Origin of the sequence: Streptomyces sp. NPDC096311 (assembly GCF_044763085.1) — a bacterium.
Classification (GTDB): domain Bacteria; phylum Actinomycetota; class Actinomycetes; order Streptomycetales; family Streptomycetaceae; genus Streptomyces.
This window is the reverse complement of the sequence record NZ_JBIWFN010000025.1, coordinates 150513-171585: the sequence shown is the minus strand read 5'-3', so window position 1 is coordinate 171585 and position 21073 is coordinate 150513. Positions and strand designations below refer to the sequence as shown.

The 21073-nt window shown below is 70.1% G+C and carries 19 protein-coding genes, 1 pseudogene and 1 riboswitch; of the genes and pseudogenes, 11 read left to right on the top strand and 9 right to left on the bottom strand.

Going from position 1 to position 21073, the window contains the following annotated elements; translation table 11 throughout:
* Positions 1–100: 100 nt before the first annotated feature.
* Positions 101–391, bottom strand: coding sequence for a hypothetical protein (locus ACIRA5_RS44655; protein WP_403701670.1), 291 nt, complete (start codon positions 389–391; stop codon positions 101–103).
* Positions 392–563: 172 nt separating this feature from the next.
* Here ACIRA5_RS44655 and ACIRA5_RS44650 point away from each other — a divergent pair, with 172 nt between their 5' ends.
* Positions 564–929 (top strand): nuclear transport factor 2 family protein, encoded by a 366-nt coding sequence (locus ACIRA5_RS44650; RefSeq protein WP_351296380.1) that lies wholly within the window; start codon positions 564–566, stop codon positions 927–929.
* Between the two features lie 24 nt (positions 930–953).
* Here the strand turns inward: ACIRA5_RS44650 and ACIRA5_RS44645 are convergent, their stop codons facing one another.
* Entirely contained in the window at positions 954–1553 is a 600-nt protein-coding gene (locus tag ACIRA5_RS44645) for a MarR family winged helix-turn-helix transcriptional regulator (RefSeq protein WP_403701667.1), read from the bottom strand.
* Positions 1554–1612: 59 nt separating this feature from the next.
* Between ACIRA5_RS44645 and ACIRA5_RS44640 the strand changes: the two genes are divergently transcribed.
* Positions 1613–2566, top strand: a complete 954-nt coding sequence (locus tag ACIRA5_RS44640; RefSeq protein ID WP_403701664.1) for a hypothetical protein — start codon at positions 1613–1615, stop codon at positions 2564–2566.
* 17 nt (positions 2567–2583) lie between these two features.
* A riboswitch (ZMP/ZTP riboswitch) is annotated at positions 2584–2670 on the top strand.
* Between the two features lie 23 nt (positions 2671–2693).
* Positions 2694–3545 carry a bifunctional 5,10-methylenetetrahydrofolate dehydrogenase/5,10-methenyltetrahydrofolate cyclohydrolase gene (locus ACIRA5_RS44635; protein WP_403701661.1) on the top strand — a complete coding sequence of 284 codons (852 nt, stop codon included), beginning with the start codon at positions 2694–2696 and terminating at the stop codon, positions 3543–3545.
* Between the two features lie 55 nt (positions 3546–3600).
* Here ACIRA5_RS44635 and ACIRA5_RS44630 read toward each other — a convergent pair whose 3' ends face one another.
* Positions 3601–4587, bottom strand: a complete 987-nt coding sequence (locus tag ACIRA5_RS44630) for a CU044_5270 family protein (RefSeq protein WP_403701657.1) — start codon at positions 4585–4587, stop codon at positions 3601–3603.
* Positions 4580–5143 (bottom strand): RNA polymerase sigma factor, encoded by a 564-nt coding sequence (locus tag ACIRA5_RS44625; RefSeq protein WP_403701654.1) that lies wholly within the window; start codon positions 5141–5143, stop codon positions 4580–4582. The genes ACIRA5_RS44630 and ACIRA5_RS44625 overlap by 8 nt, the downstream gene beginning before the upstream one ends.
* Before the next feature lie 105 nt (positions 5144–5248).
* On the opposite strand from ACIRA5_RS44625, the gene ctaD reads away from it, so the two are divergent.
* Positions 5249–6934 carry a cytochrome c oxidase subunit I gene (gene ctaD, locus ACIRA5_RS44620; RefSeq protein WP_403701651.1) on the top strand — a complete coding sequence of 562 codons (1686 nt, stop codon included), beginning with the start codon at positions 5249–5251 and terminating at the stop codon, positions 6932–6934.
* Complete coding sequence (locus ACIRA5_RS44615; protein WP_403701648.1) at positions 6931–7278, top strand: hypothetical protein; 348 nt, start codon at positions 6931–6933, stop codon at positions 7276–7278. Before ctaD ends, ACIRA5_RS44615 begins: the two co-directional genes overlap by 4 nt.
* On the opposite strand, the gene ACIRA5_RS44610 is transcribed toward ACIRA5_RS44615, so the two are convergent.
* The 3 genes and pseudogenes from ACIRA5_RS44610 to ACIRA5_RS44600 form a co-directional block, all read right to left on the bottom strand.
* Positions 7265–8314, bottom strand: a complete 1050-nt coding sequence (locus ACIRA5_RS44610) for a polyprenyl synthetase family protein (protein ID WP_403701645.1) — start codon at positions 8312–8314, stop codon at positions 7265–7267. The genes ACIRA5_RS44615 and ACIRA5_RS44610 overlap by 14 nt on opposite strands.
* Before the next feature lie 43 nt (positions 8315–8357).
* Positions 8358–8516, bottom strand: a pseudogene (locus ACIRA5_RS44605) (phosphatase); the annotation flags it as partial.
* Positions 8517–8952: 436 nt separating this feature from the next.
* Positions 8953–9606 (bottom strand): TetR/AcrR family transcriptional regulator, encoded by a 654-nt coding sequence (locus tag ACIRA5_RS44600; protein WP_403701642.1) that lies wholly within the window; start codon positions 9604–9606, stop codon positions 8953–8955.
* A gap of 172 nt (positions 9607–9778) precedes the next feature.
* Between ACIRA5_RS44600 and ACIRA5_RS44595 the strand changes: the two genes are divergently transcribed.
* Positions 9779–11047 (top strand): YncE family protein, encoded by a 1269-nt coding sequence (locus ACIRA5_RS44595; RefSeq protein WP_403701640.1) that lies wholly within the window; start codon positions 9779–9781, stop codon positions 11045–11047.
* On the opposite strand, the gene ACIRA5_RS44590 is transcribed toward ACIRA5_RS44595, so the two are convergent.
* Both ACIRA5_RS44590 and ACIRA5_RS44585 read right to left on the bottom strand, forming a co-directional pair.
* Positions 11040–12908, bottom strand: coding sequence for a cellulase family glycosylhydrolase (locus tag ACIRA5_RS44590; protein WP_403701638.1), 1869 nt, complete (start codon positions 12906–12908; stop codon positions 11040–11042). The two genes, ACIRA5_RS44595 and ACIRA5_RS44590, sit on opposite strands and share 8 nt — an antisense overlap.
* Positions 12909–13013: 105 nt before the next feature.
* Positions 13014–14999: a GTP-binding protein gene (locus ACIRA5_RS44585; protein ID WP_403701636.1), complete on the bottom strand. Its 1986-nt coding sequence runs from the start codon at positions 14997–14999 to the stop codon at positions 13014–13016.
* 247 nt (positions 15000–15246) lie between these two features.
* Between ACIRA5_RS44585 and ACIRA5_RS44580 the strand changes: the two genes are divergently transcribed.
* From ACIRA5_RS44580 to ACIRA5_RS44560, 5 genes are read left to right on the top strand one after another with little or no spacing between them, the layout of a single operon-like run.
* Positions 15247–15717: a (2Fe-2S)-binding protein gene (locus ACIRA5_RS44580; RefSeq protein ID WP_403701633.1), complete on the top strand. Its 471-nt coding sequence runs from the start codon at positions 15247–15249 to the stop codon at positions 15715–15717.
* The gene (locus ACIRA5_RS44575; protein ID WP_403701631.1) at positions 15714–18116 is read left to right on the top strand and encodes a xanthine dehydrogenase family protein molybdopterin-binding subunit; all 2403 of its coding nucleotides are present in this window, start codon (positions 15714–15716) and stop codon (positions 18114–18116) included. Before ACIRA5_RS44580 ends, ACIRA5_RS44575 begins: the two co-directional genes overlap by 4 nt.
* A complete protein-coding gene (locus tag ACIRA5_RS44570; protein WP_403701629.1) occupies positions 18113–18964 on the top strand; it encodes an FAD binding domain-containing protein in 852 nt (283 codons plus the stop codon). Before ACIRA5_RS44575 ends, ACIRA5_RS44570 begins: the two co-directional genes overlap by 4 nt.
* Before the next feature lie 5 nt (positions 18965–18969).
* Positions 18970–19854 (top strand): AAA family ATPase, encoded by an 885-nt coding sequence (locus ACIRA5_RS44565; protein ID WP_403701627.1) that lies wholly within the window; start codon positions 18970–18972, stop codon positions 19852–19854.
* Between the two features lie 53 nt (positions 19855–19907).
* On the top strand, positions 19908–21059 hold the full coding sequence (locus tag ACIRA5_RS44560; RefSeq protein WP_403701701.1) for a VWA domain-containing protein: 1152 nt from the start codon (positions 19908–19910) through the stop codon (positions 21057–21059).
* Positions 21060–21073 lie beyond the last annotated feature (14 nt).

Genomic DNA, 21073 nt, shown 5'->3' with positions numbered 1-21073 from the left:
TTTCCTTCACTCGGCCCCGGACACCATTGTCCGCCCCCGGCACGGGGTGCCGGGGGCAGACGCGGGCGGACAGGCCGAGGCCCGACCCCAGGGACAGGCCCTAGGCCTGGAGGCCCGGGAGGACTCCGGTGACGGGTGCGACCAGGTCGGTGACCTGGTGCAACTGGTTGAGTTCGTTCAGGCGGTTGAGTCCGCCCAGTTGCTGGGAGATGCGCGGGATGTCGGCCTGGTGCTCCGCGGGGATGTCGCTGACGGCGAGCGCGTCGAGCTGGGTGATCGGGTTCAGCTTCCCCGCGTCCGGGGCCTCGGCCGCGGACGCCATCGGCGCGGCAAGGCCCGTGACACCGACGGCGAGACCAACGGCGGCGACCATACGTCGTGTTGAGATCATGCTTGCAGCAACGGTCCCGGACGGCGGGCGGTCACGGCCGTCCTCCGCTCCTCACCCGAGAGGCGCATCCCACCGGCTGGGCTTGCCGTGGGCCATGGGGCGGAGGAGGCTCGGTAGAGAGGCCCTTCGCGGTCCCCTCCACGGCGGACCGCGGCCTTCCGAGGAGGTCGACATGGGCACCATGGCAGGCCCCGCCTTCGACACCGAAGCGCTACGCCGGGGCATAGAAGGACACAGTGCGGCGGATCTCCTGTCGCTCTACGCGGACGACGCGGAAATGACCATCGTCGACCGCAACACCCAGCCAAGCCACCCGATGATCAAACACGGTCGCGGCGAGATCGCCGAGATGCTCAACGACGTCTACAGCCGCGACATGACCCACAAGTTGGAAGAGTGTGTCGTCCAGGGCGACCACGTCGCGTTCACCGAGTCCTGCCAGTACCCGGACGGCGTGCGGGTACTCGCCAGCTCGATGGTCTCGCTGCGGGACGGCAAGATCGTAGAACACACGCTGCTCCAGGCATGGGACGAGTAGGAAGGAACTGGCCGAAGGTCCAGATCAACTCTCGCGTGACCTGGACCTTTTCGGCGAAGGCCGAGATGGGTCGCTCGCGCTCGCAGCGGCCTGTGCTGCCACGACCAGTTTCCGCAGCAGGTCTGCGAGCGTCCGCTTCTCTGCTGGGGTCAGTACTGCGAGCAGCGCGTTCTCACCCCGGTCCTCCGACACCGCGTGCTCTTCGAACGCGGCGTATCCGGCGTCGGTGAGCCGCACCTCCACGCGACGCCGGTCGGCCGTGTGGTGGGTACGGGCGATCAGCCCGTCGTCCTCCATCGGCCCCAGCCGCGCCGACAGCGCGCCGCGGGTCAGCCCGAGCATATCGGCGAGCTGCGAGGGGCTCGCCGCGTAGGGCGGGCCGAGTCTGCGCAGCATCAGCAGCACCTTGAACTGCCAGTGCTGCAGGCCGCCGGAGTCGAGCACGTCCCGGCGGGCCTGAGCCGCGTGCCGGGCCAGGATCGCGAGCCGGACGAAGATCTCCTCCTTGACCGGGTCCATCCAGTCGAGTTCCTTCGCCCAGACCGCGACGTGCCCGTCGACCGAGTCCGCCGCCGACGCCTGCCCCCGCGCGGACTTCGACTCTTCCGCCTTCACGTCTTCCATGCGCCACTCCGTAGATGGTTTTCTTGTGGATAGTTTTTCTGATTACTACTTTCCCTGCCATGACGAACACCGCAAGTACCCTTCGTACGGCCGTACCGCTCGACGAACTCATCGCCGTAGCAAGGGAGTTGAGGATCGGCGCTCGTTGGGAGCGCGCTACGCGCCTGCTCGACTCGGCCGAGGCGAACGATCCGAGGTCCCGTGCCCGCCTCGCCCTGGCCGCCGCCGAAGTAGCCCTGGAGAGCGACTGGTTCGGCGGGACCTCCCTGGCGGGGCCACGACTCGCCGCCGCCGGGGAATGCGTCGAGGTCCTCATCGCGAGCCTCGGTGGGAAACCCGCCGATGAGGCGCACTCCGGCATCCGCTGGGATCTGGACTTCCTCCGGCTGCGCCACGGCTACCTCGGGCAGGTGCGCGTCGACGGTGCCTTCCGTGCCGGACCCGAAGGCAAGGACCCGGCCGCGCTGGCCGCCCTCCGCACACACGCCGAGCGGCTCCGCGGCCGGGCCCCGGACGAGGTGCGCCGGGGCTGGGCCGAGATGTATCTGGGCCTCGTCGCCGACAATCTCTTCGCCGAGCGCGACGTCGCGCCCGGCCACTACGAAGCCGCGCTGCGCGCCGGTGAAGCCGGTGAAGCCGGTGCAACGGGTGCGGCAGGTGAAGCCGGCGCCTCACACGACTCCGGTGACGATCTGCTCGTCCGTGAAGCGCTGCGGCACCTCGGCGATCACGACCACGATCACGGTGATCACGCACGGGCACGGGAGCGCTGGATCAGGGCGACCGAGCTCGGTGCCCGGGCCGGGACCGTCCCGGGCACCCTCTCGCAGCAACTGCTCCTGGCGGTGGTGGCGCGCGACGCGGGCGATGAGGCCGGGGCCGTCGCGCTGGTCCGCGAGATCGCTCGCTGGGCCGGGGCCATCGGCGCCGTGACCACCGAGGCACAGGCCAGGGGGTTCCTGGCCGGCGTCGACCCGACGGCGCCGCCCGCTCCTGCCGAGTCGGGCAGCTGATCGTACGAGCTACCCTGGTCGCGGGCCGTGACTGGCGCTGAGGTGGAACACCACCGGGGAGCGGCCTGACGAACGGGTCTTTGCCGCGCGCCTGGGCGATTGTGTCAGCGACGCTCAGGAGTAGCTCATGTCCCAGGCCCAGCTCATGGACGGCGCGGGTCTCGCGCGCCGCATCGTCGAGGAGACCGCGCAGCGCTCGGCCGCACTCACCGGACGCACGGGGATGTCGCCGTGTCTCGCGACGGTGCTGGTCGGCGAGGATCCTGCCTCGGTCACCTACGTCCGGATGAAGCAGAACCGCAGCCGCAAGGCCGGCATCGAGTCCCGGCACGTCGCCCTGCCCGCCGACACCACCACCGCCGAGCTGGTCGACACGCTGAAGGCGCTGTCGGGCGACCCGACCGTGCACGGCATCCTGCTCCAGCACCCCGTCGGACCGCACATCGACGAGCGGGCGGCGTTCGAGGCCATCGCGCCGGAGAAGGACGTCGACGGGGTGACGCTCAGCTCGTACTCGGCGATGAGCTTCGGGCTGCCGGGGTTCGTGTCCTGCACCCCCGGCGGCATCATGCGGCTCCTCGACGAGTACGACGTCGACCCGGCGGGCCGGCGCGCCGTCGTGGTGGGCCGCAGCGCGATCCTCGGCAAGCCGGTCGGGATGCTGCTGCTCGGACGCGACGCGACCGTGACGTACTGCCACTCGCGGACGACCGGTCTCTCGTCGGTCGTCCGCGAGGCGGACCTTGTGGTGGCCGCCGTGGGCCGGCCCCGGCTGATCCGCGGTGAGGACATCAAGCCGGGAGCCGTCGTGATCGACGCGGGTTACAACGCCGGGAACGTCGGCGACGTCGACTTCGACACCGCCCGCGAGCGGGCCCGGCTGATCACGCCGGTGCCGGGCGGTGTCGGCCCGATGACGATCGCGGTCCTGCTGGAGCAGACCGTGACCGGGGCCGAGCGCCAACTCGGCCTCCGGTAGAGCGTCTCGGCCTCGCCTACCGCGTTGGGGGTTCGCTCACAGACCTTCGGTCCGCTCAACGCATCCACGCGCTGTACGACATCACGTCCCCGGCCTTGACGCCATATTCGGGATCGTCCTTGGTGACGGTGTCCTCGATCCCGAGTACGGTGCCGCTCCTCGGGTCGAGGACCAGCATCCGGCGCACGGAGTGCGCGGTGTCCTCGTACACGTACGCCTGTCCCTGCCTGCCCAGCCGGTCGGTGACCGCTCCGGCCGGGCGCAGGCCCTTCGCGTCGGCGAGGACCCGGACGAGCGCGGCGTCCTCACGGGCGCCCAGCGTCCAGTTGTCAAGCAACTCGGCAACAGCGTCAAGAAGTTGGGGCGTACCCATCCGCTCGATGCGGTCGATCTCCTCGAGGTAGGCGCGCAGCCGCTCGGCGTCGTGCGGCGGCCGGGCCACCGGCGGGGCGTCGCTCCAGCTCGGCGGGTAGGTCTGCCGGCTGAGGACGTGCCCGTCCTCGACCGTGCGGGGGACGGGGTCGGCGTCGGTGACGACCGGCCTGCCCGGATGACGGGGGTCGGTCGCCACGACGAGTTCCGTGTGACTGCCGTCGGCCTTCCAGCGGACCACGCGTTCCGCGGGGAGGGTGATCGGCGGCCGGGCCCCCGGCCCGGAGGTCAGACTCATGCTCCAGGTCTGTACGTGGGTGCCCTGGACGAGCCGCTGCGAGCCCGCGGACGCGGCCACTCGGTCGGCGAGCCGGGCCAGGGGTACGGGGGTGGAGCCCGCCTCGACGATCAGCGGGCGGGGTGCGGCCACGGCCGGGGTGGTGGTCGATCCCGACAGCGTGAGTGTCAAGGCGACGACACCGACGGCGGCCGCGGTGCCGACGCTCCAGACCCAGCGGCGCGGCGGACGGGGGCTCGTGCGCTGCCGTTCGCCGTGCAGCAGGTGGTTGAGGCGGCGCTGCGCGTGCTGGTCGAGGGGGCGGTCGTGGAAGCGGGGGTCGATGGCCGGCACCGGGTTGGCGCGGCGCAGGATGTCGAGTTCGTCAGCCATGGCCGTGCTCCTTCGGGGCGTCGCGGCGGGGCGAAGCGGTGCCGCCGGCCACGGTGATGTGCATACGGTCGATCTCGGCTCTGAGCCGGCGGCGGGCGCGGTGCAGGCGCATGGCCGCGGCGCGGCTGCCACAGCCGAGGGCGACGGCGACCTCGTCGACGCCGAGTTCCTCCCAGGCGGTGAGGCGCAGTACCTCCTGGTCGGCCAGGGAGAGCCGGGCCAGCGCCTCGTGCACCCAGTCGCCCGGCGACGCGGAGTCGGGGCTGTCGACGACCTGTCTGCTGTGCGCGCTCTCGTCGTTGCCGATCCGGTCGAGGAGCCTGCGGCGGCGCCCGTAGCCGCGTACGGCGTTGGCCAGGCAGTGGCGTGCCACCCCGTACAGCCAGGGAAGCGGGGACGGCGGGAGGTCGGACCGGCGCCGCCAGGCGACGGTGAAGACCTCCGCCACCACCTCCTCGACATCACTGCTCCCGCCGTCCAGTCGCCTCGCCACGTAGCGGCTGACCGCCCAGTAGTGCTCGCGATAGGCAGCGGCGAAGGTCTCGTCGTTGCTCATGATCCGTAGGTGTCCGGCAAGTGCGCGATCGTCACAGGTGCGGGTGTGACGCTCGTCGCTTCCTTCAAGTGTGACGGCAGGGCCGACGACGGACACAGGCGGGGCATGGAAAGCACCACAGTGACGACGCCGCCCACAGCGCTTCCCGCGCGTGCGCGGCGTCCTGGACTCGCCGCGGTGAAGTGGCTGACCACCACGGATCACAAGACGATCGGCACGCTGTATCTGGTCACGGCGTTCGGCTTCTTCTGCGTCGGCGGGGTGATGGCGCTGCTGATGCGCGCCGAACTCGCCCGGCCGGGGCTTCAGATCATGTCGAACGAGCAGTTCAACCAGGCGTTCACGATGCACGGCACGATCATGCTGCTGATGTTCGCGACGCCGCTGTTCGCCGGTTTCGCGAACTGGATCATGCCGCTGCAGATCGGCGCACCCGACGTGGCGTTCCCGCGGCTGAACATGCTGGCGTACTGGCTCTATCTCCTCGGCTCGCTGATCGCTGTGGGCGGGTTCCTCACCCCGCAGGGCGCGGCCGACTTCGGCTGGTTCGCCTACAGCCCGCTGTCGGACGCGGTCCGCTCGCCCGGTGTCGGCGCCGACATGTGGATCATGGGTCTGGCCTTCTCCGGCTTCGGCACGATCCTCGGCTCGGTCAACTTCATCACGACCATCATCTGCATGCGCGCTCCCGGCATGACGATGTTCCGCATGCCGATCTTCGTGTGGAACGTGCTGCTCACGGGTGTTCTGGTGCTGCTGGCCTTCCCCGTGCTCGCGGCGGCGCTGTTCGCGCTGGAGGCGGACCGAAAATTCGGTGCACATGTGTTCGACGCCGCCAATGGCGGAGCCTTGCTATGGCAACACCTCTTCTGGTTCTTCGGCCATCCAGAGGTGTACATCATCGCCCTGCCGTTCTTCGGCATCATCTCCGAAGTCATCCCGGTGTTCTCCCGCAAGCCGATGTTCGGCTACATGGGCCTGATCGCCGCGACGATCTCCATCGCCGGTCTGTCCGTGACCGTGTGGGCGCACCACATGTACGTCACCGGTGGCGTGCTGCTCCCGTTCTTCTCCTTCATGACGTTCCTCATCGCCGTACCGACAGGCGTGAAGTTCTTCAACTGGATCGGCACGATGTGGAAGGGGTCGCTGAGTTTCGAGACCCCGATGCTGTGGGCGACCGGCTTTCTGATCACCTTCGTCTTCGGCGGTCTGACGGGCGTGATGCTCGCCTCGCCGCCGATGGACTTTCCGGTCTCGGACTCGTACTTCGTGGTGGCGCACTTCCACTACGTGATCTTCGGTACGGTCGTGTTCGCGATGTTCTCCGGATTCCACTTCTGGTGGCCGAAGTTCACCGGCAAGATGCTCGACGAGCGCCTTGGAAAGATCACCTTCTGGACGCTGTTCGTGGGCTTCCACGGCACGTTCCTGGTACAGCACTGGCTGGGTGCGAACGGAATGCAGCGCCGTATCCCCGACTATCTGGCGGTGGAGGGCCTGACCACCCTCAACACCATCTCGACGATCTTCTCCTTCCTCCTCGGAAGTTCCCTCCTGCCGTTCTTCTACAACATCTGGAAGACCGCCAAGTACGGCGAGAAGGTCGAGGTCGACGACCCGTGGGGCTACGGCCGCTCACTGGAGTGGGCGACGTCCTGTCCCCCGCCGCGCCACAACTTCCTCACCCTGCCGCGCATCCGCAGCGAGTCCCCCGCCTTCGACCTGCACCACCCGGCGATCACGGCCGCGGCCGCACGTCTGGAGACGCCCCGGAAGGAACTGCGATGACGACCATGGACGACCGGCCACCGGCCTCGCGGGCACTCATCGACGAACTGGAGGGCCATCTGCTCATCGAGGCCACCAAGGCCGAGGGGCGGGCGGAAGCGGCTCGTTTCACCCATTCCCTGGCCTGCCTGACGGACACCCAACGCGAAGAGGTGGAAGAACGCTTCGCGGACACCTACCTGGCCCTGACCCGCCGCTCCTGGGAACGGACGGCACGGCGCGGCCGGGAACTGCGCGCCGAGTACGAGGCGAGGTACCGCGCGCTGCGTCGGCGCCTTGGCGCGGTGTTGCTTCTCGGTGCCGCTTTCGCGCTGGTGACCGTCGATGCGGTCAGCCGACGGTGACCTCGCGAGCGCGGCCGGCACGCAGAAGCATCCTGGACGATTCGTCCACCAGATTCCGCGTCATCGACCAATAAGGCTCGTCGCCACCCAGTTCGTCCAGAATGCGGTGCGCCTCGCCGCGGAACTCGTTGATGTCGTCCTCGTAGCGCCCAAGAACGACCCGTGCCAGAAGCGTGTCGATGAGTTCCGCTCGGGCGTCACGGGAATTCCTCGCGTCGGCGTGCAGCCTCAGGATGCGCTGGGTGGAGCGGGAAGCGGACGCATCGAGGGCACATGCCAGGAGATACGTCACCGTGCCGTTCAGAAGGTCCTCGTTGCGTCCGGACAGGATGTCTTCCTGGTCGTTGAACATCTGCCACAGGATGCCGAATAAATCGCCGAACTCGCGCCAGAGCTCCACTCGCTCCTTCTCGGCACCCGCCAATTCGGCGGCCATTGCGGTGATCATGCTGAAGGGGGCCCCGGACTTCCCTCGGTAGGCCGTGACCACCGATTCGCGCGTGGCCGTCGCCGCGTCTCCACGCAGGTCACTCAACTGGCCTTCGGCCGCGACGATCCAGCACTTCACGATCTCGGCCGACAAGGCGCCGCGCACCGATTCCGGGACGGCCTGCGCCTGGACGGCGAGCAGAGGCAGCGGAGTCCCGCAGACGAGCGCGGCGAGTAGCGCCTCAGCTCCGCCGAGGTCACCGGCGAGGTGGGCGCTCTGCCCGTCGGCCAGGTCGTCGAGATGGCATGCCGAGATCCACCACAGCTCATGCACGACGGCCAGCGGCACAGCGGGTTCGGGCGCGCCCGTCTCCACGGCATGCACGATCAGCGGCAGCACCGAGAGCGGGTACGTGAACTCGCGGTTCCGCACGAGTTCCGCGACCGCGGCCCGCACCGCGTCGGCCTGAGGGGAGAGTCTTTCCAGCGTGGCCTCCATCTCCGCGTCGATGTCCACCGAAAAACGACGATGAAGATCCAAGTAGGACATGGAACGCACGTGGAGACCCCTCACCACCGAGATTGAATCGAGCACCGATTCGATCACTCCGACGGAAGGGCAACCAGAGCGACTTTCAGCCGCGGCACCTCGGGACCGGCAGGCCGGTGCGGGCTAAGCGGCATCGCACCCGGTGCTCGTAGTTCGACGTCACCAGCGCCCAGGCGTCCGGCGGCAGAGCGTCCAGCAGCTCGGACGCACCGTCGAAGGCCGCGTACACGCCGGACCGGACGTCCTCATCCTCGCGCTCATCGGGGTCGAGTCCTGACTCCGGGACCCGTGTCGTTCGGGGGTCTCTCCCCCGCGCCCGTCCTACCTCCGGAGGACATGGTCGAGCTCATCTCCTGCATTCCGAGTAGCGCGATGTTCGGCACGCGCACGACGACGCGGCGGGTCCCGGTCGGACAGGATGGGCGGTGCCCGGGGAGCGACCGTGTTCACCTCTGCGCCTCTGGGCCCTCGGGCCGCGCACGCCCACGACTTCCCCCGGTCGTGGGCTGCCGGCAGGGGCATCCTCGCGCGGAGGCGGCCCCACCGCGCCGAACCCGTGGGGACGGGGAGCGGCGCGCGGGTCCCGAACCCGGTGGCGGATCCCCGGGATTCACCGCCGGGTTCGAGGACACCTCGACCGGCGCCCGGTACGGCACGGCACTCACGGTGAGGTCACGGCATCGGCTTCCGGACCCCTACGGGTTCCACCCCGCCGGTCGCAGGATCCCCAACAGCTGACGGACCAGTTCCTCGACCACCTCGTCGAGCGTCGCCGCCACCCAGCCGGCGCGCCAGTCGTGCAGAAGGCCGTTGACGCTGCCGATGAAGGCGGTGGCGGCGATCCGGTAGTCGCGCGGCACCGCCTCACCGCGGTCGGCGGCCGCGGTCGCCTCGGCGCAGATGAAGTCGATCCAGCGGGCCCGGCGGGCGAGCCGCTGCTCCTCCAGGCGCGGACTGACGCCGATGATCTCGACGAAGGTGATGCGGATGCGGCGCGGGTCCGCCGTCACGTTCGCGGCGTAGGCGCGGAAGATCGCGGTGGCGCGCTCGGCGAGCGGCAGGTCCTGGGCGTCGGCGAGGGCGGCCAGAGCCGCCTGCTCGGCCCAGTCGTTGACCTGGAGGTGGAGGGCGGCCAGCACATCCTCGAGGGTGCGGAACTCCTCGTAGAACTGACGCGTCGACAGTCCCGCCGCCTCGCTCAGCGCCGCGATGGTCGTGGATCTGAACCCCGGGCTGTCACCGAAGAGTTGGAGCGCGGCGGTCAGAAAGCGTGAGCGTCGCTCGGCCTGCCGTTCCGCGGCGGTCCTGCCTCCGTAACGGCCGGTCGGCTGTTTGATCCTGCCCGCCACACGTTCCTCCCTCGCCGGAGGGACGAACGTTCGTCCCTCCGATGATTTTGTCGTGCACGGACCCTTGTGGAGAGCGCCGGTCCTTCCTTACTTTCCAGTAAGTCCATTGTGAACGAAGTCGTGTTCAGACTTTTCGGTACCCGCACCCCCCGCCTACGACAAGGGACCCACCATGTCTGCCCTCAGACCCAGACACCTCTGTACGCTCGCCGCCGCTGTCGCCCTCACCTTCACCCTCGGCGGTGCGGCGACCGCGGCCCCCGCGCGGGCCGCCGCGCAGACTGCCGCGACCGACCTGCGCGAAGTGATGTTCGTGGGCAACAACTGGGACGGCACCGCGGACGTCATCAAGTCCACCGGTGACTTCGCGAAGGTCGGCCGGATCAACGTCGTCCCGGACAAGGACGCCCGGATGGCGGAGATCAACGCCGATCCGATCAAGTGGATCTACTTCCAGGCCATCCGCAACGGCGTCGGCGAGGGCCACGACCAGCTCGTCGACGACATGTACTCCACGCCCGACGGCAAGTCGGTGGTCGTCTCCCGCCCGAGCTTCGCCGATGTCGTCTCGATCGACCTGGCGACCGGGCACATCAACTGGCGTTTCCCCGTGGCCGGTTACCGGTCCGACCACATGGCCGTCTCCCCCGACGGCACCCGCGTCGCGGTCTCCGCGTCGACCGCGAACACCGTGCACGTGCTGGACATCAACACCGGGAAGCAGCTGGGCTCCTTCGGCACCGGCGACAAGCCGCACGAGAACATCTTCACGCGGGACGGCAAGTACATCTGGAACATGGCCATCGGCGATGTGAACACCTCGCTCGACGACCCGTGGCTGGACTGGACGAAGGGCGACCGGCACATCACCGTCGTCGACGCGACCACGTACAAGCAGGTCAAGGTGATCGACATGCGGCAGCGGCTGGACGCGATCGGTCTCACGGACTTCTCCGACGCGGTCCGGCCCGCCGTCTTCAGCCCCGACGAGTCCAAGCTGTACTTCCAGGTGTCGTTCTTCAACGGCTTCCTGGAGTACGACGTGGCCTCCGACCGGATCACCCGGGTGAAGACCCTGCCGATGAACCCCGCGACCAGCACCGACCGCACGACGTGGGTCAACGACTCGCGCCACCACGGCATTTCGATGAACCCCTCCGGCACCAAACTGTGTGTCGCCGGAACGATGGACGACTACGCGACCGTCGTCGACCGGGCCACCCTCCAGGAGGGCCCGCTCGTCACCGCCTCGAAGCCGTACTGGGCGACCGTCAGCGGTGACGGCAAGGACTGCATCGTCTCCGAGAGCGGCGCCGACCAGGTCACCGCCATCGACTTCGCCACCGGGCAGAAGACGGTGTCGGTGCCTGTCGGCGACCACCCCCAGCGTGTTCGCCTCGGCCATGTGGAGGCGAACTGGACCGGCCCTTCGACTAGTTGACCGTCGACGCGGCCCATGAGCTCAGTTCGGAACGGGCCGCGCTCAGCAGATCGGCGGACGGGGCCGTCGCCCCGTTCGTGACCAGCGCGTAGTGCAGGGTCCCCGAGTCCGGTGCGGTGAGCAGCAGTCGGCGACTGCCGGTACCGCCCGGTTCGGGGGCCACGGCGATCGGGGTGGTCGTGGTGTAGGCGGGCGGGGAGATCGTCGCACCGAGGTCGGAGACCACCGTCGTGGACGCGGTCGGGAAGGACGCCGGGAGATGGAGTTCGGTGGGAGCGCTGCCGCCGCCCGAGCGCCACAGGAGCAGCCCGTACTGGCCCGATCCCACCAGTTGGGAGACGTGCGGCAGGGACGACGGAACCGGGTTCCAGGTCAGGGTGGTGGAGCCGTCCCGGGAGCGGTCCTCGTAGGTGAAGGCGACGGTGCTGCCCGAGGTCGCGCTCGGGTAGAGCCGGTCGAGCAGGCGGGCGTCCTGACGGAGCGCGGCCGCACCGGAGTCGTCGAGGCGTACGGCCGAGAGGTCCTCGTCGTTCCAGGCGTCGCCGGAGGTGAGGACCTTGCTCGCGTTGCCGTTCATCAGCTCGTGATGGCGGCCGCTGTAGAGGTCCCACTGCCACTGGGTGCCGGAGAGCACCGGGCCGGAGGACGCCGGTCTGGTCCACCAAGTGGACCCCGGCAGACGGGAGTCGAGGGCCTGGTACATCGCCTTGTCGACCGTGGGGGCCTTGCCGGAGACCGTTCCCGACAGCGGATGGCCGAACTCGCTGACGATCGCCGTCGTCCCCGCGGCCGAGGCGCGGTCGCGGACCGTCCCGAAGTCGGTGGCGTACTGGCCGTCCGCGGCATTGCCCCACATGAGGATGCCCGAGATGGCCTTCTGATCGTAGAAGTGGGTGTTGAAGACATAGCGCGGACCGAGGGTGCCCGCGTCGAGCAGGCCGCCCTCCTGCTTCTGGGAGTCGATGTTGGAGTTCCAGAAGAGGTTGGCTTCGACGAAGGCGGGCTTGTCCTGCCAGCCGGCCGCGTCCATCCGGGCCCGGAACTTCACATAGAACGGCCAGAGCAGGTCCCGCTCCCAGGTGCGACTGGTCTGCCCGGAGTCGTAGGTGCCCGCGTACGGCTCGTTGAACGGGTCGAAGCCGACGAGGCCCGCGAACTGGGCCGTGGTGAGGTGCTGTTTGACGTAGGTCATGGTGGCCTGGGCCGTGGTGAGGAAGGCGTCCTGGACGCCGTACGCGTTGTGCCAGAAGTCGTACTGTGCCTGCTTCACGGCCCCGTTCTGGGTGATGTTCTGCCCCCAGAAGATGCAGATCCCGCAGGACTCGCTCGGGTAGTTTCCTGCGTCCACGGCCCACTTGGGGGCTCCGTCGCCGGTGTACCAGCTGCCCGAGTTGAAGAGGTAGCGGGAGTAGAGGTCCTGGTGGAAGTCGGGATACACGCGGATTCCGGCGTCGAGGAAGGCGCGTATCTGGTCGGTGACGGCGGCGAGGTAGGCGGAGTCGACCTGGCCGCGTACGGGTTCGGCATGAGCCCAGGAGAGCAGGAAGCGCACGGAGTTGCCGCCACCGAGGGCCCGCAGGGCCGTCGCGGACTTCTTGGCGTCGGCGACCGAGGCGAAGGGCAGCCCGCTGTTCTCTTCGAGTTTCGTCTCGCCGGAGACGTTGTAGCCGCGCAGGACGACCTCGCGGCCGAGCCCATCGAGGAAGCGGCCCTTGTCGACCGTGAGAGTGGCCGCCGCCGGCGCGTCGAACCACAGGGAGTCGGGGAGTCCGTCCGCGGCGGCGGGCTGGGCGCCCACCGCCGAGAGGAAGCCGGTGAGGAGCACGAGGACGCCGAGCAGACGCGCACGTAACTTCGACATGTCCACAACATTCGCGGGTGCGCAAGTGGGCGTCAATACTTCTGACTCCTGAGTAAGTTTCATGTTCTGGAGATCTCTTGGGGAGACATGTCGCCGGGCGCGGGCTCAGGCGCCGACCCGCCGCGTCACGTTCAGCAGGTACTCCTTCAGGTCCAACGGGTTGAGGTCGGTGCGCGGGCGGTCGGGGACCGTGCCCCGCAGAACCGGTGCGTAGTGGTCGAAGGCGCATTCCAGCTCGCCCTCGCCGCGGGTCAGCCCCGGGAGCTGCCGCTCCAGCCCATGGACCCGGGCGACCGGGATCCAGCCCTCCAGCACGCACGAAGCGCCCCGCAGCTCGGTGGCCCCCGCGACGGCTCCCTGTTTCGCCAGCACCGGCAGCACCGCGCCCAGCGTGTCCGCCGGGGCCTCCAGCCTGAAGCGGTGCATCGGCTCGTACACCTGGGTGCCCGCCGACCGCAGCGCGTCCATCACCACCAGGGGGGTCAGGCCCCGGAAGTCGGCGCCCGTGCTGGACATGCTCTTGTCGAAGCCCTGGTGGGCGTGGCTCTGCCGGGGCCAGTAGCCGGAGTGGGTCATGGTGACCGTGCAGTCCGTCACCTGCCAGCCGTGGATTCCCTGCGCGAGCGTCTCCTTCACGGTGTCCTCGACCGCCTTGAAGAACGCGTACGGCATCGCTCCGAGCTCGACCTCCAGCCGGAACTCCACCCCGGAGCCGACCGGGGCCGGATCGACGCGCAGGCCGACGGTCGCCAGAAAGGGATGGAGACCCTTCTTGATGAACTCGACCGCCGCGCCGCTGGTGAGGGGCCGCTCGATGCACAGGGGTGTCGTCTCCCGGAACAGGACGTCGATGCCGAAGTCATCGGCCAGAGTCGCCTGGATGACCTCTTTCTGCACCTCTCCGTACAGCGAGACGGAGATCTCCTTGCGCGTCTCGTCCTGGCGCAGATCGATCAGGGGGTCCTGCTCGGCCAATTGGGTGAGGGCGCCGTGCAGTGCGCCCTTGTCGGCCGGACGGCACGGTTCGACGACGGTCTCGAGGGTCGGGGGCGAGAAGTGGTGCTCGCCGGCCGACGACTTCCGCGCTACGCCGATGGTGTCACCGATCCGGATGTCCGCGAGGCCCCAGAGCTTGGCGATCCGCCCCGCCGCGACGGACTGCTCACGCAGCGCCGCGCCCCGGTCGAAGACGCTGATCGCGGTGACCCTGCCCTCCTTGCCGTCACCCAGAGGCACCCGGTCGCGCGTCCGCAGCGTCCCGGAGAACATCCGGGCGTACGCGATCTTCTCCCCGGCGGGCCCGCGCTCGACCTTGAAGACACTGCCCGACACCGGGCCGTCGACATCGGCCTCGGCGCGCGGCAGCAACTCCCTGATCCCCGCGATCAGTTCATCGACCCCCGCGCCAGTCACGGCCGAGCCGAAGAACACCGGATGGACCAGGGCCTGCCCGGTCTGCCGCACCAGAGCGGCGCGGATCAGGTCGTACGACACCCGGCCCTCGACGTACGCGGCGAGCAGCGCGTCGTCGTGCTCGGAGAGCAGGTCGAGCAACGGCGCGGCCAGCCTTGCCTCGTCGAACGGGCCGAAGCGGGCGTCCCGCGTGCCCTGCGCCCGGACCTCTCCCATGGGGACGATCGCCGGGGTGAGCCGCGCCGCGACGGCGTCGAGCACGCGCTCGGGGCACGCCCCGCCGCGGTCGATCTTGTTGACGAAGACGAGCGTGGGGATGCGCAGCCGCCGGAGCGTCCGCATCAGCACACGGGTCTGGGCCTGCACGCCCTCCACGGCGGAGATCACCAGCACGGCGCCGTCGAGCACGCTCAGCACGCGCTCCACCTCGGCGATGAAGTCCGGGTGTCCCGGGGTGTCGATCAGATTGACGGTCGCGTCGTCGACCGCGAAGGAGACCACGGCGGACTTGATCGTGATGCCACGCTGCCGCTCCAGCGCGAGGGAATCGGTCTGGGTGTTCCCGTCGTCGACGCTGCCGATCTCGTCGATGACTCCGACCGAGTGCAGCAGCCGCTCGGTCAGGCTTGTCTTACCGGCGTCTACGTGCGCCAGGATTCCCAGGTTGAGCATATGCACCGGGTGTCATGTCCTTTGGAGTGGGAGTGATTCCTTCCTGGGGGGACATGAACGGTGTGCGCATCGCTGCTCCCTGATCTTGGTGGACGCTTCGCTCCCAGTGGAGCAGGCGGCCTCGCCCGGCAGCAACGGATTAACGCTCAACAAATCCCCGCCGCAGCACTCGCCGCCCTCCCCGCCCGGCCCTAGAGTGACGCACACCACGTAAAATGGCTGATACCCCTCACCTGGCTCTCCGGGAGGGCACATGACCCGCATTTCGGTGAAGGTGGACGGCACCACGTACGAGGACGAGGTCGAACCCCGACTTCTCCTGGTCCACTATCTGCGCGACCACCTGGGTCTGACCGGCACCCCGATCGGCTGCGACACGTCGAACTGCGGGGCCTGCACGGTCGACCTGGACGGGGAGACCGTCAAGAGCTGCTCGGTCCTCGCCGTCCAGACGGACGGGAGCGAAGTGACCACCATCCAGGGACTGGCGCACGACGGTGAGTGGCACGCGCTCCAGAAGGCGTTCCACGAGCGGCACGCGCTCCAGTGCGGCTACTGCACCCCCGGGATGATCATGGCGGCCCGCGATCTGCTGCGCGAGAACCCGGCCCCGGGCCCGCAGGAGGTACGGGAGGCCCTGGAGGGCAACCTCTGCCGGTGCACCGGCTACCAGAACATCGTGCGCGCGGTCCTCGCCGCCTCCCGACAGGAGGTCTCGCCGTGACGGACCAGATCGTCGACCGCGAGGTCGGCCGCTCCCGGCCGCGCAAGGAGGACGCCCGTCTGGTCACCGGGCAGACCAACTGGACCGACAACATCAACGTCAACGGACTGCTCCACCTGGCCATCCTGCGCAGCCCCATGGCACACGCCCGGATCGACCGGATCGATGTCGCACCCGCCCGCGAGCGCCCCGGCGTGGTCGCCGCGTTCACCGGCCAGGACCTCGCCGAGGGCCTCGGCTCACTCCCCTGCGCCTGGCCGGTCACCGAGGACATCGTGCTGCCCGACCACCCGCCGATCGCGGTCGACGAGGTCCGGTACGCGGGAGACCCGGTGGCCGTCGTCGTGGCCCGCGACCGATACGCGGCCGCCGACGCCCTGGAGGCCGTCGAGGTCGACTACACACCCCTGCCCCCGGTGCTCGATCTGGAGGCCGCCCTCGCCGAGGACGCGCCACTGGTCCACTCCGACAAGGGCACCAACCGCTGCTACGTGTGGCCGCTGGCGACCGGTGCGGACTACGCCACCGTGCGGGAGCGCGCGGACGTCGTCCTGAAGCGCCGCTACCTCCAGCAGCGCCTGATCCCCAACGCGATGGAGCCGCGCGCCGTCGTGGTCACCCCGCTCGCCGCCTCCGGCGAGTACACCGTCCACTCGGCCACGCAGATCCCGCACATCCTGCGGATCATGCTCGCCGTCGTCACCGGCATCCCCGAGCAGAAGCTGCGCGTGATCGCCCCCGACGTCGGCGGCGGCTTCGGCTCCAAGCTCCAGGTGTACGGCGAGGAGGCCCTCGCCCTGGCCGTCGCCCGGCGGCTCGGACGGCCCGTGAAGTGGACCGAGTCGCGCTCCGAGGGCTACCTCGCGACCCACCACGGCCGCGGCATGATCCAGGACGTCGAGATCGCCGCCACCAGCGAGGGCAGGCTGCTCGGCCTCAAGGTCGACCTCCTCGCGGACATGGGCGCCTATCTGATGCTCGTCACCCCGGGCATCCCGATCCTGGGCGCCTTCATGTACCCGGCGATCTACAAGATGGACGCGTACGACTTCACGTGCACCGGCGTCTTCACGACCAGGACGCCGACCGACGCCTACCGCGGCGCGGGGCGCCCCGAGGCGACGTACGCCATCGAACGGATCATGGACGAGCTGGCCGTCGAACTCAACCTGGATCCCGTCGAGTTGAGGCGGCTCAACTGGATCAGGCACGAGGAGTTCCCGTACACGTCCGTCGCGGGTCTGACCTACGACAGCGGCAACTACGAGGCCGCCACGGACAAGGCGCTCGCCCTCTTCGGATACGACAAGCTGCGCGCCGAGCAGGCGGACCGCAACCGGCGCGGCGACTCCGTACGCCTGGGCATCGGCGTGTCCACGTACACCGAGATGTGCGGGCTCGCGCCCAGCCGGGTGCTGCGTGACCTGCGGTACGCGGCCGGGGGCTGGGAGGCCGCGAGCATCCGCATGCTGCCCACCGGCAAGGTCGAGGTGGTCACCGGCACCAGCCCGCACGGGCAGGGCCATGTGACCTGCTGGAGCCAGATCGCCGCCGATGTGCTCGGGGTGCCCTTCGAGGACATCGAGGTGGTGCACGGCGACACCAGGGCGGCGCCCCAGGGCATGGACACCTACGGCTCGCGCTCGCTCGTCGTGGGCGGGGCCGCGGTGCACCACGCGGCGCGCAAGGTGGTGGAGAAGGCGCGGAAGGTGGCCGCGCACCTGCTGGAGGCGAGCGAGCACGACCTGGAGTTCACGCACGGCGTGTTCTCCGTGAAGGGCTCGCCCGAGGCGCGCAGGACCATCCAGGAGGTCGCCTTCGAGACGTTCTCCTCGCACGACCTGCCCGACGGCATGGAGCCCACCATCAACGCCGAGCACCTGGTCGACCCGGACAACTTCTCCTACCCGCACGGCACCCACCTGTGCGCGGTCGAGGTCGACACCGAGACCGGACGGACCACCATCCGCTCCTACGTCTGCGTCGACGACGTCGGCAGCGTCATCAACCCGATGATCGTCGAGGGGCAGGTGCACGGCGGGGTCGCGCAGGGCATCGCGCAGGCGCTGTACGAGGAGGCCGTGTACGACGACGAGGGCAACCTCGTCTCGGGCACGATGGCCGACTACCTCGTGCCCTCGGCGGCCGACCTGCCCGAGTTCGTGACGGACCGGACGGAGACACCGGCGACATCGAATCCCCTGGGTTCCAAGGGAGTCGGGGAGTCGGGGACCATCGCCTCCACGCCCGCCGTCGTCAACGCGATCGTGGACGCGCTGCGCCCCCTCGGAGTGACCGAGGTGAGGATGCCCTGCACGCCGCAGCGGGTCTGGGAAGCCCTACGGTCCGCTCGGGCGGCGGACGGGTCCGCCCGCTCCGGTGAGGAGGCGTCGGCATGATTCCCCCCGCATTCGACTACGTGCGGCCCTCGAGCGTCGACGAGGCCGTGCGCACCCTCGCGGACGCGGGCGAGGACGCGAAGGTGCTGGCCGGCGGGCAGAGCCTGCTGCCCCTGCTCCGGCTGCGGCTCGCCTTCCCCGAACTGGTCGTCGACGTCGGCCGGATCCCGGAGCTGCGCGGGATCCGCGAGGACGCCGGCACACTGGTCATCGGAGCGATGACCTCGCACCACGACGTCATCCGCGATCCGCTGGTGCGTCGGCACGCCGGGCTCCTGGCGGCGGCCACCGCCACGGTCGCCGATCCCGCCGTACGCCATCGCGGCACTCTCGGCGGTTCGCTCGCACACGCCGATCCGGCCGGTGACCTGCCCGCCGTGGTCCTCGCCCTCGACGCGACCCTGATCGCGGTGGGACCGCAGGGGCGGCGCGCGATCCCGGCCCGCGAGTTCTTCGTCGACTATCTGCAGACCGCGCTGCGCCCGGACGAACTGCTGGTGGGGGTGGAGATCCCGTCGACCGAGGGCTGGGGCTTCCACTACGAGAAGTTCCAGCGGGTCGCGCAGGCCTGGGCGGTGGTCGGCGTGGCAGCGCTCGTACGGCGGGACGACGGACACCTCGCCGAATCCCGGATCGGGCTGACCAACATGGGCTCCACGCCCCTGCGGGCCACATCCACCGAGGCGGCGCTCACCGGCGCCGACGCCGAACCGGGCGCGGTGGCACGGGCCGCCGAGTCGGCGGCGGAGGGCACGCATCCGTCGTCCGATCCCTCGGGCTCACCCGAGTACCGCGCGCACCTGGCCCGGGTGCTGACGCGACGCGCGGTGCTGGCCGCCCTGGAGTAGCGCCCATGCACGAGGTGAGCGGTCCGGCGGAGGTGCGGGCCCGCCTGGAGAAGACGGGGTATCTCGTCGACGACGGGCTGGCCGTGGCCTGCTTCCTGGCGCTGCGGCTGCACCGGCCGCTGTTCTGCGAGGGCGACGCGGGCGTGGGCAAGACCGCGCTCGCGTCCGCCCTGGCCGAGGCGATGGACGCTCCGCTGATCCGGCTCCAGTGCTACGAGGGCATCGACGCCTCCCAGGCCCTGTACGACTGGGACTTCCCACGTCAGCTGCTGCACCTGCGGGCGGCCGAGGCGGCGGGCGTGACGGATGCCGACCGGCTCGAAGGGGAGCTGTACGACCGGCGGTTCCTCGTCACGCGTCCACTGCTGCGGGCGCTGGAGACCCAGCCGTCGGTGCTGCTGGTCGACGAGATCGACCGCGCGGACGACGAGTTCGAGGCGTTCCTGCTGGAGCTGCTGTCCGAGTACACGATCACCATTCCGGAACTGGGCACCCTGCGGGCGCAGCTGCCGCCCATCGTGGTGCTGACCTCGAACCGGACGCGCGAAGTGCACGACGCGCTGAAGCGAAGGTGCCTCTACCACTGGTTCGACCATCCCGGGTTCGCCCGTGAACTCGCCATCGTGCGGAGGCGGTTGCCGCGGGTCACGGAGCGGCTGGCCGAGCAGGTGACCGCACTCGCGCAGGCCCTGCGCGCCGAGGACCTGGTCAAACCGCCCGGCGTCGCGGAGACCATCGACTGGGCGGAGGCTCTGGACACGCTGGGGGCGAGCGAGGTGGACGCGGAGCTGGCGGTGGCGACCCTGGGCTCGGTGCTGAAGTACCGGGAGGACACCGAGCGGGCACGGGGGCTGGATCTGGCGGCGATCCTCGCGGCACGGGAGCCGTGAGCAGCGTGAACGGCCGGGACGGCCGGAGCCGCGGGGAGGGCGCAGACGGCGGGATCGAGGTGGGACAACGGCGCGCCGTCGACGCGTCCGCCGTGGTCGTCGGGTTCGCCCGCGCGTTGCGCGCCGCGGGCGTCGACGCCTCGCCCGACCGCGTGCAGGCCTTCCTCGGCGCGCTCGACGTACTCGATCCCGGCGCGCGCTCGGACGTGTACTGGGCGGGCCGTCTCACCCTGTGCGGGAGCCAGGACGACCTGGAGCGCTACGAGCGGGTCTTCGCGGCGTACTTCGGCGGCCGGCCCGGCGGCGCCCCGGCCCGGGCCGCTCCCCCGCCGCGGACCCGGACGGTCCTGCGCGGCGCCGGTACGGTGCCCCGCCCGGCGGCGCGGGCCGAGGACGCCGTACCCGTGGCCGTGCTGGCCGACTCCACGGACGTACTGCGCCACCGGGACTTCGCCGAGCTGACCGCCGCCGAGCGCGACCAACTGCGGCGGCTGCGGACCGCGTTCACCCTGCGCGGCGAGGTCCGGCGCACCGCGCGGCGGCATCCGGCCCGGCGGGGTGCCGTCGATCCGCGGCGCACGGTACGGGAGTTGCTGCGCGGCGGCGGGGAGCCGGCGCGGCTGCGGCACCGGGCGCGAGCGGACCGGCCGCGCCGGGTGGTGCTGCTCGTGGACGTGAGCGGCTCGATGGGGCCGTACGCGGACGCGCTGCTGCGTTTCGCGCACGCGGCCCTCCACGGCCCCCGCATGGGTGGTGCCGCACGGGGCACCCGCACGGAGGTCTTCACGGTCGGTACCCGGCTGACCCGGGTGACCCGTGAACTGGCGCACCGGGATCCCGACACGGCCATGGCCGCGCTCGCGGCGGCGGTTCCGGACTGGCGTGGCGGCACCCGGTTGGGTGAGATGCTGCGCGGCTTCCTGGACCGGTGGGGGCGGCGGGGCATGGCGCGCGGCGCGGTGGTCGTCGTGCTGTCCGACGGCTGGGAGCGTGGCGATCCGGCTCTGCTCGCGGAGCAGATGCGCCGCCTGCACCGGCTCGCGCACCGGGTGATCTGGGCGAATCCGCGCAAGGCCCGACCCGGTTACGCGCCCCTGGCCGGCGGGATGGCCGCGGCGCTGCCGAGCGTGGACGCGTTCGTCGAGGGACACAGTCCGGCCGCGCTGGAGCGGCTGGCGGCGGCGGTGAGAGGAGCGGACTCTTGAGTGGGACGCACCCT

Bases quoted from the DNA above. Each gene is read 5' to 3' on its own strand.
- ACIRA5_RS44655 (WP_403701670.1), bottom strand. From the start codon at position 391: ATGATCTCAACACGACGTATGGTCGCCGCCGTTGGTCTCGCCGTCGGT.
- ACIRA5_RS44650 (WP_351296380.1), top strand. From the start codon at position 564: ATGGGCACCATGGCAGGCCCCGCCTTCGACACCGAAGCGCTACGCCGG.
- ACIRA5_RS44645 (WP_403701667.1), bottom strand. From the start codon at position 1,553: ATGGAAGACGTGAAGGCGGAAGAGTCGAAGTCCGCGCGGGGGCAGGCG.
- ACIRA5_RS44640 (WP_403701664.1), top strand. From the start codon at position 1,613: ATGACGAACACCGCAAGTACCCTTCGTACGGCCGTACCGCTCGACGAA.
- ACIRA5_RS44635 (WP_403701661.1), top strand. From the start codon at position 2,694: ATGTCCCAGGCCCAGCTCATGGACGGCGCGGGTCTCGCGCGCCGCATC.
- ACIRA5_RS44630 (WP_403701657.1), bottom strand. From the start codon at position 4,587: ATGGCTGACGAACTCGACATCCTGCGCCGCGCCAACCCGGTGCCGGCC.
- ACIRA5_RS44625 (WP_403701654.1), bottom strand. From the start codon at position 5,143: ATGAGCAACGACGAGACCTTCGCCGCTGCCTATCGCGAGCACTACTGG.
- ctaD (WP_403701651.1), top strand. From the start codon at position 5,249: ATGGAAAGCACCACAGTGACGACGCCGCCCACAGCGCTTCCCGCGCGT.
- ACIRA5_RS44615 (WP_403701648.1), top strand. From the start codon at position 6,931: ATGACGACCATGGACGACCGGCCACCGGCCTCGCGGGCACTCATCGAC.
- ACIRA5_RS44595 (WP_403701640.1), top strand. From the start codon at position 9,779: ATGTCTGCCCTCAGACCCAGACACCTCTGTACGCTCGCCGCCGCTGTC.
- ACIRA5_RS44590 (WP_403701638.1), bottom strand. From the start codon at position 12,908: ATGTCGAAGTTACGTGCGCGTCTGCTCGGCGTCCTCGTGCTCCTCACC.
- ACIRA5_RS44580 (WP_403701633.1), top strand. From the start codon at position 15,247: ATGACCCGCATTTCGGTGAAGGTGGACGGCACCACGTACGAGGACGAG.
- ACIRA5_RS44570 (WP_403701629.1), top strand. From the start codon at position 18,113: ATGATTCCCCCCGCATTCGACTACGTGCGGCCCTCGAGCGTCGACGAG.
- ACIRA5_RS44565 (WP_403701627.1), top strand. From the start codon at position 18,970: ATGCACGAGGTGAGCGGTCCGGCGGAGGTGCGGGCCCGCCTGGAGAAG.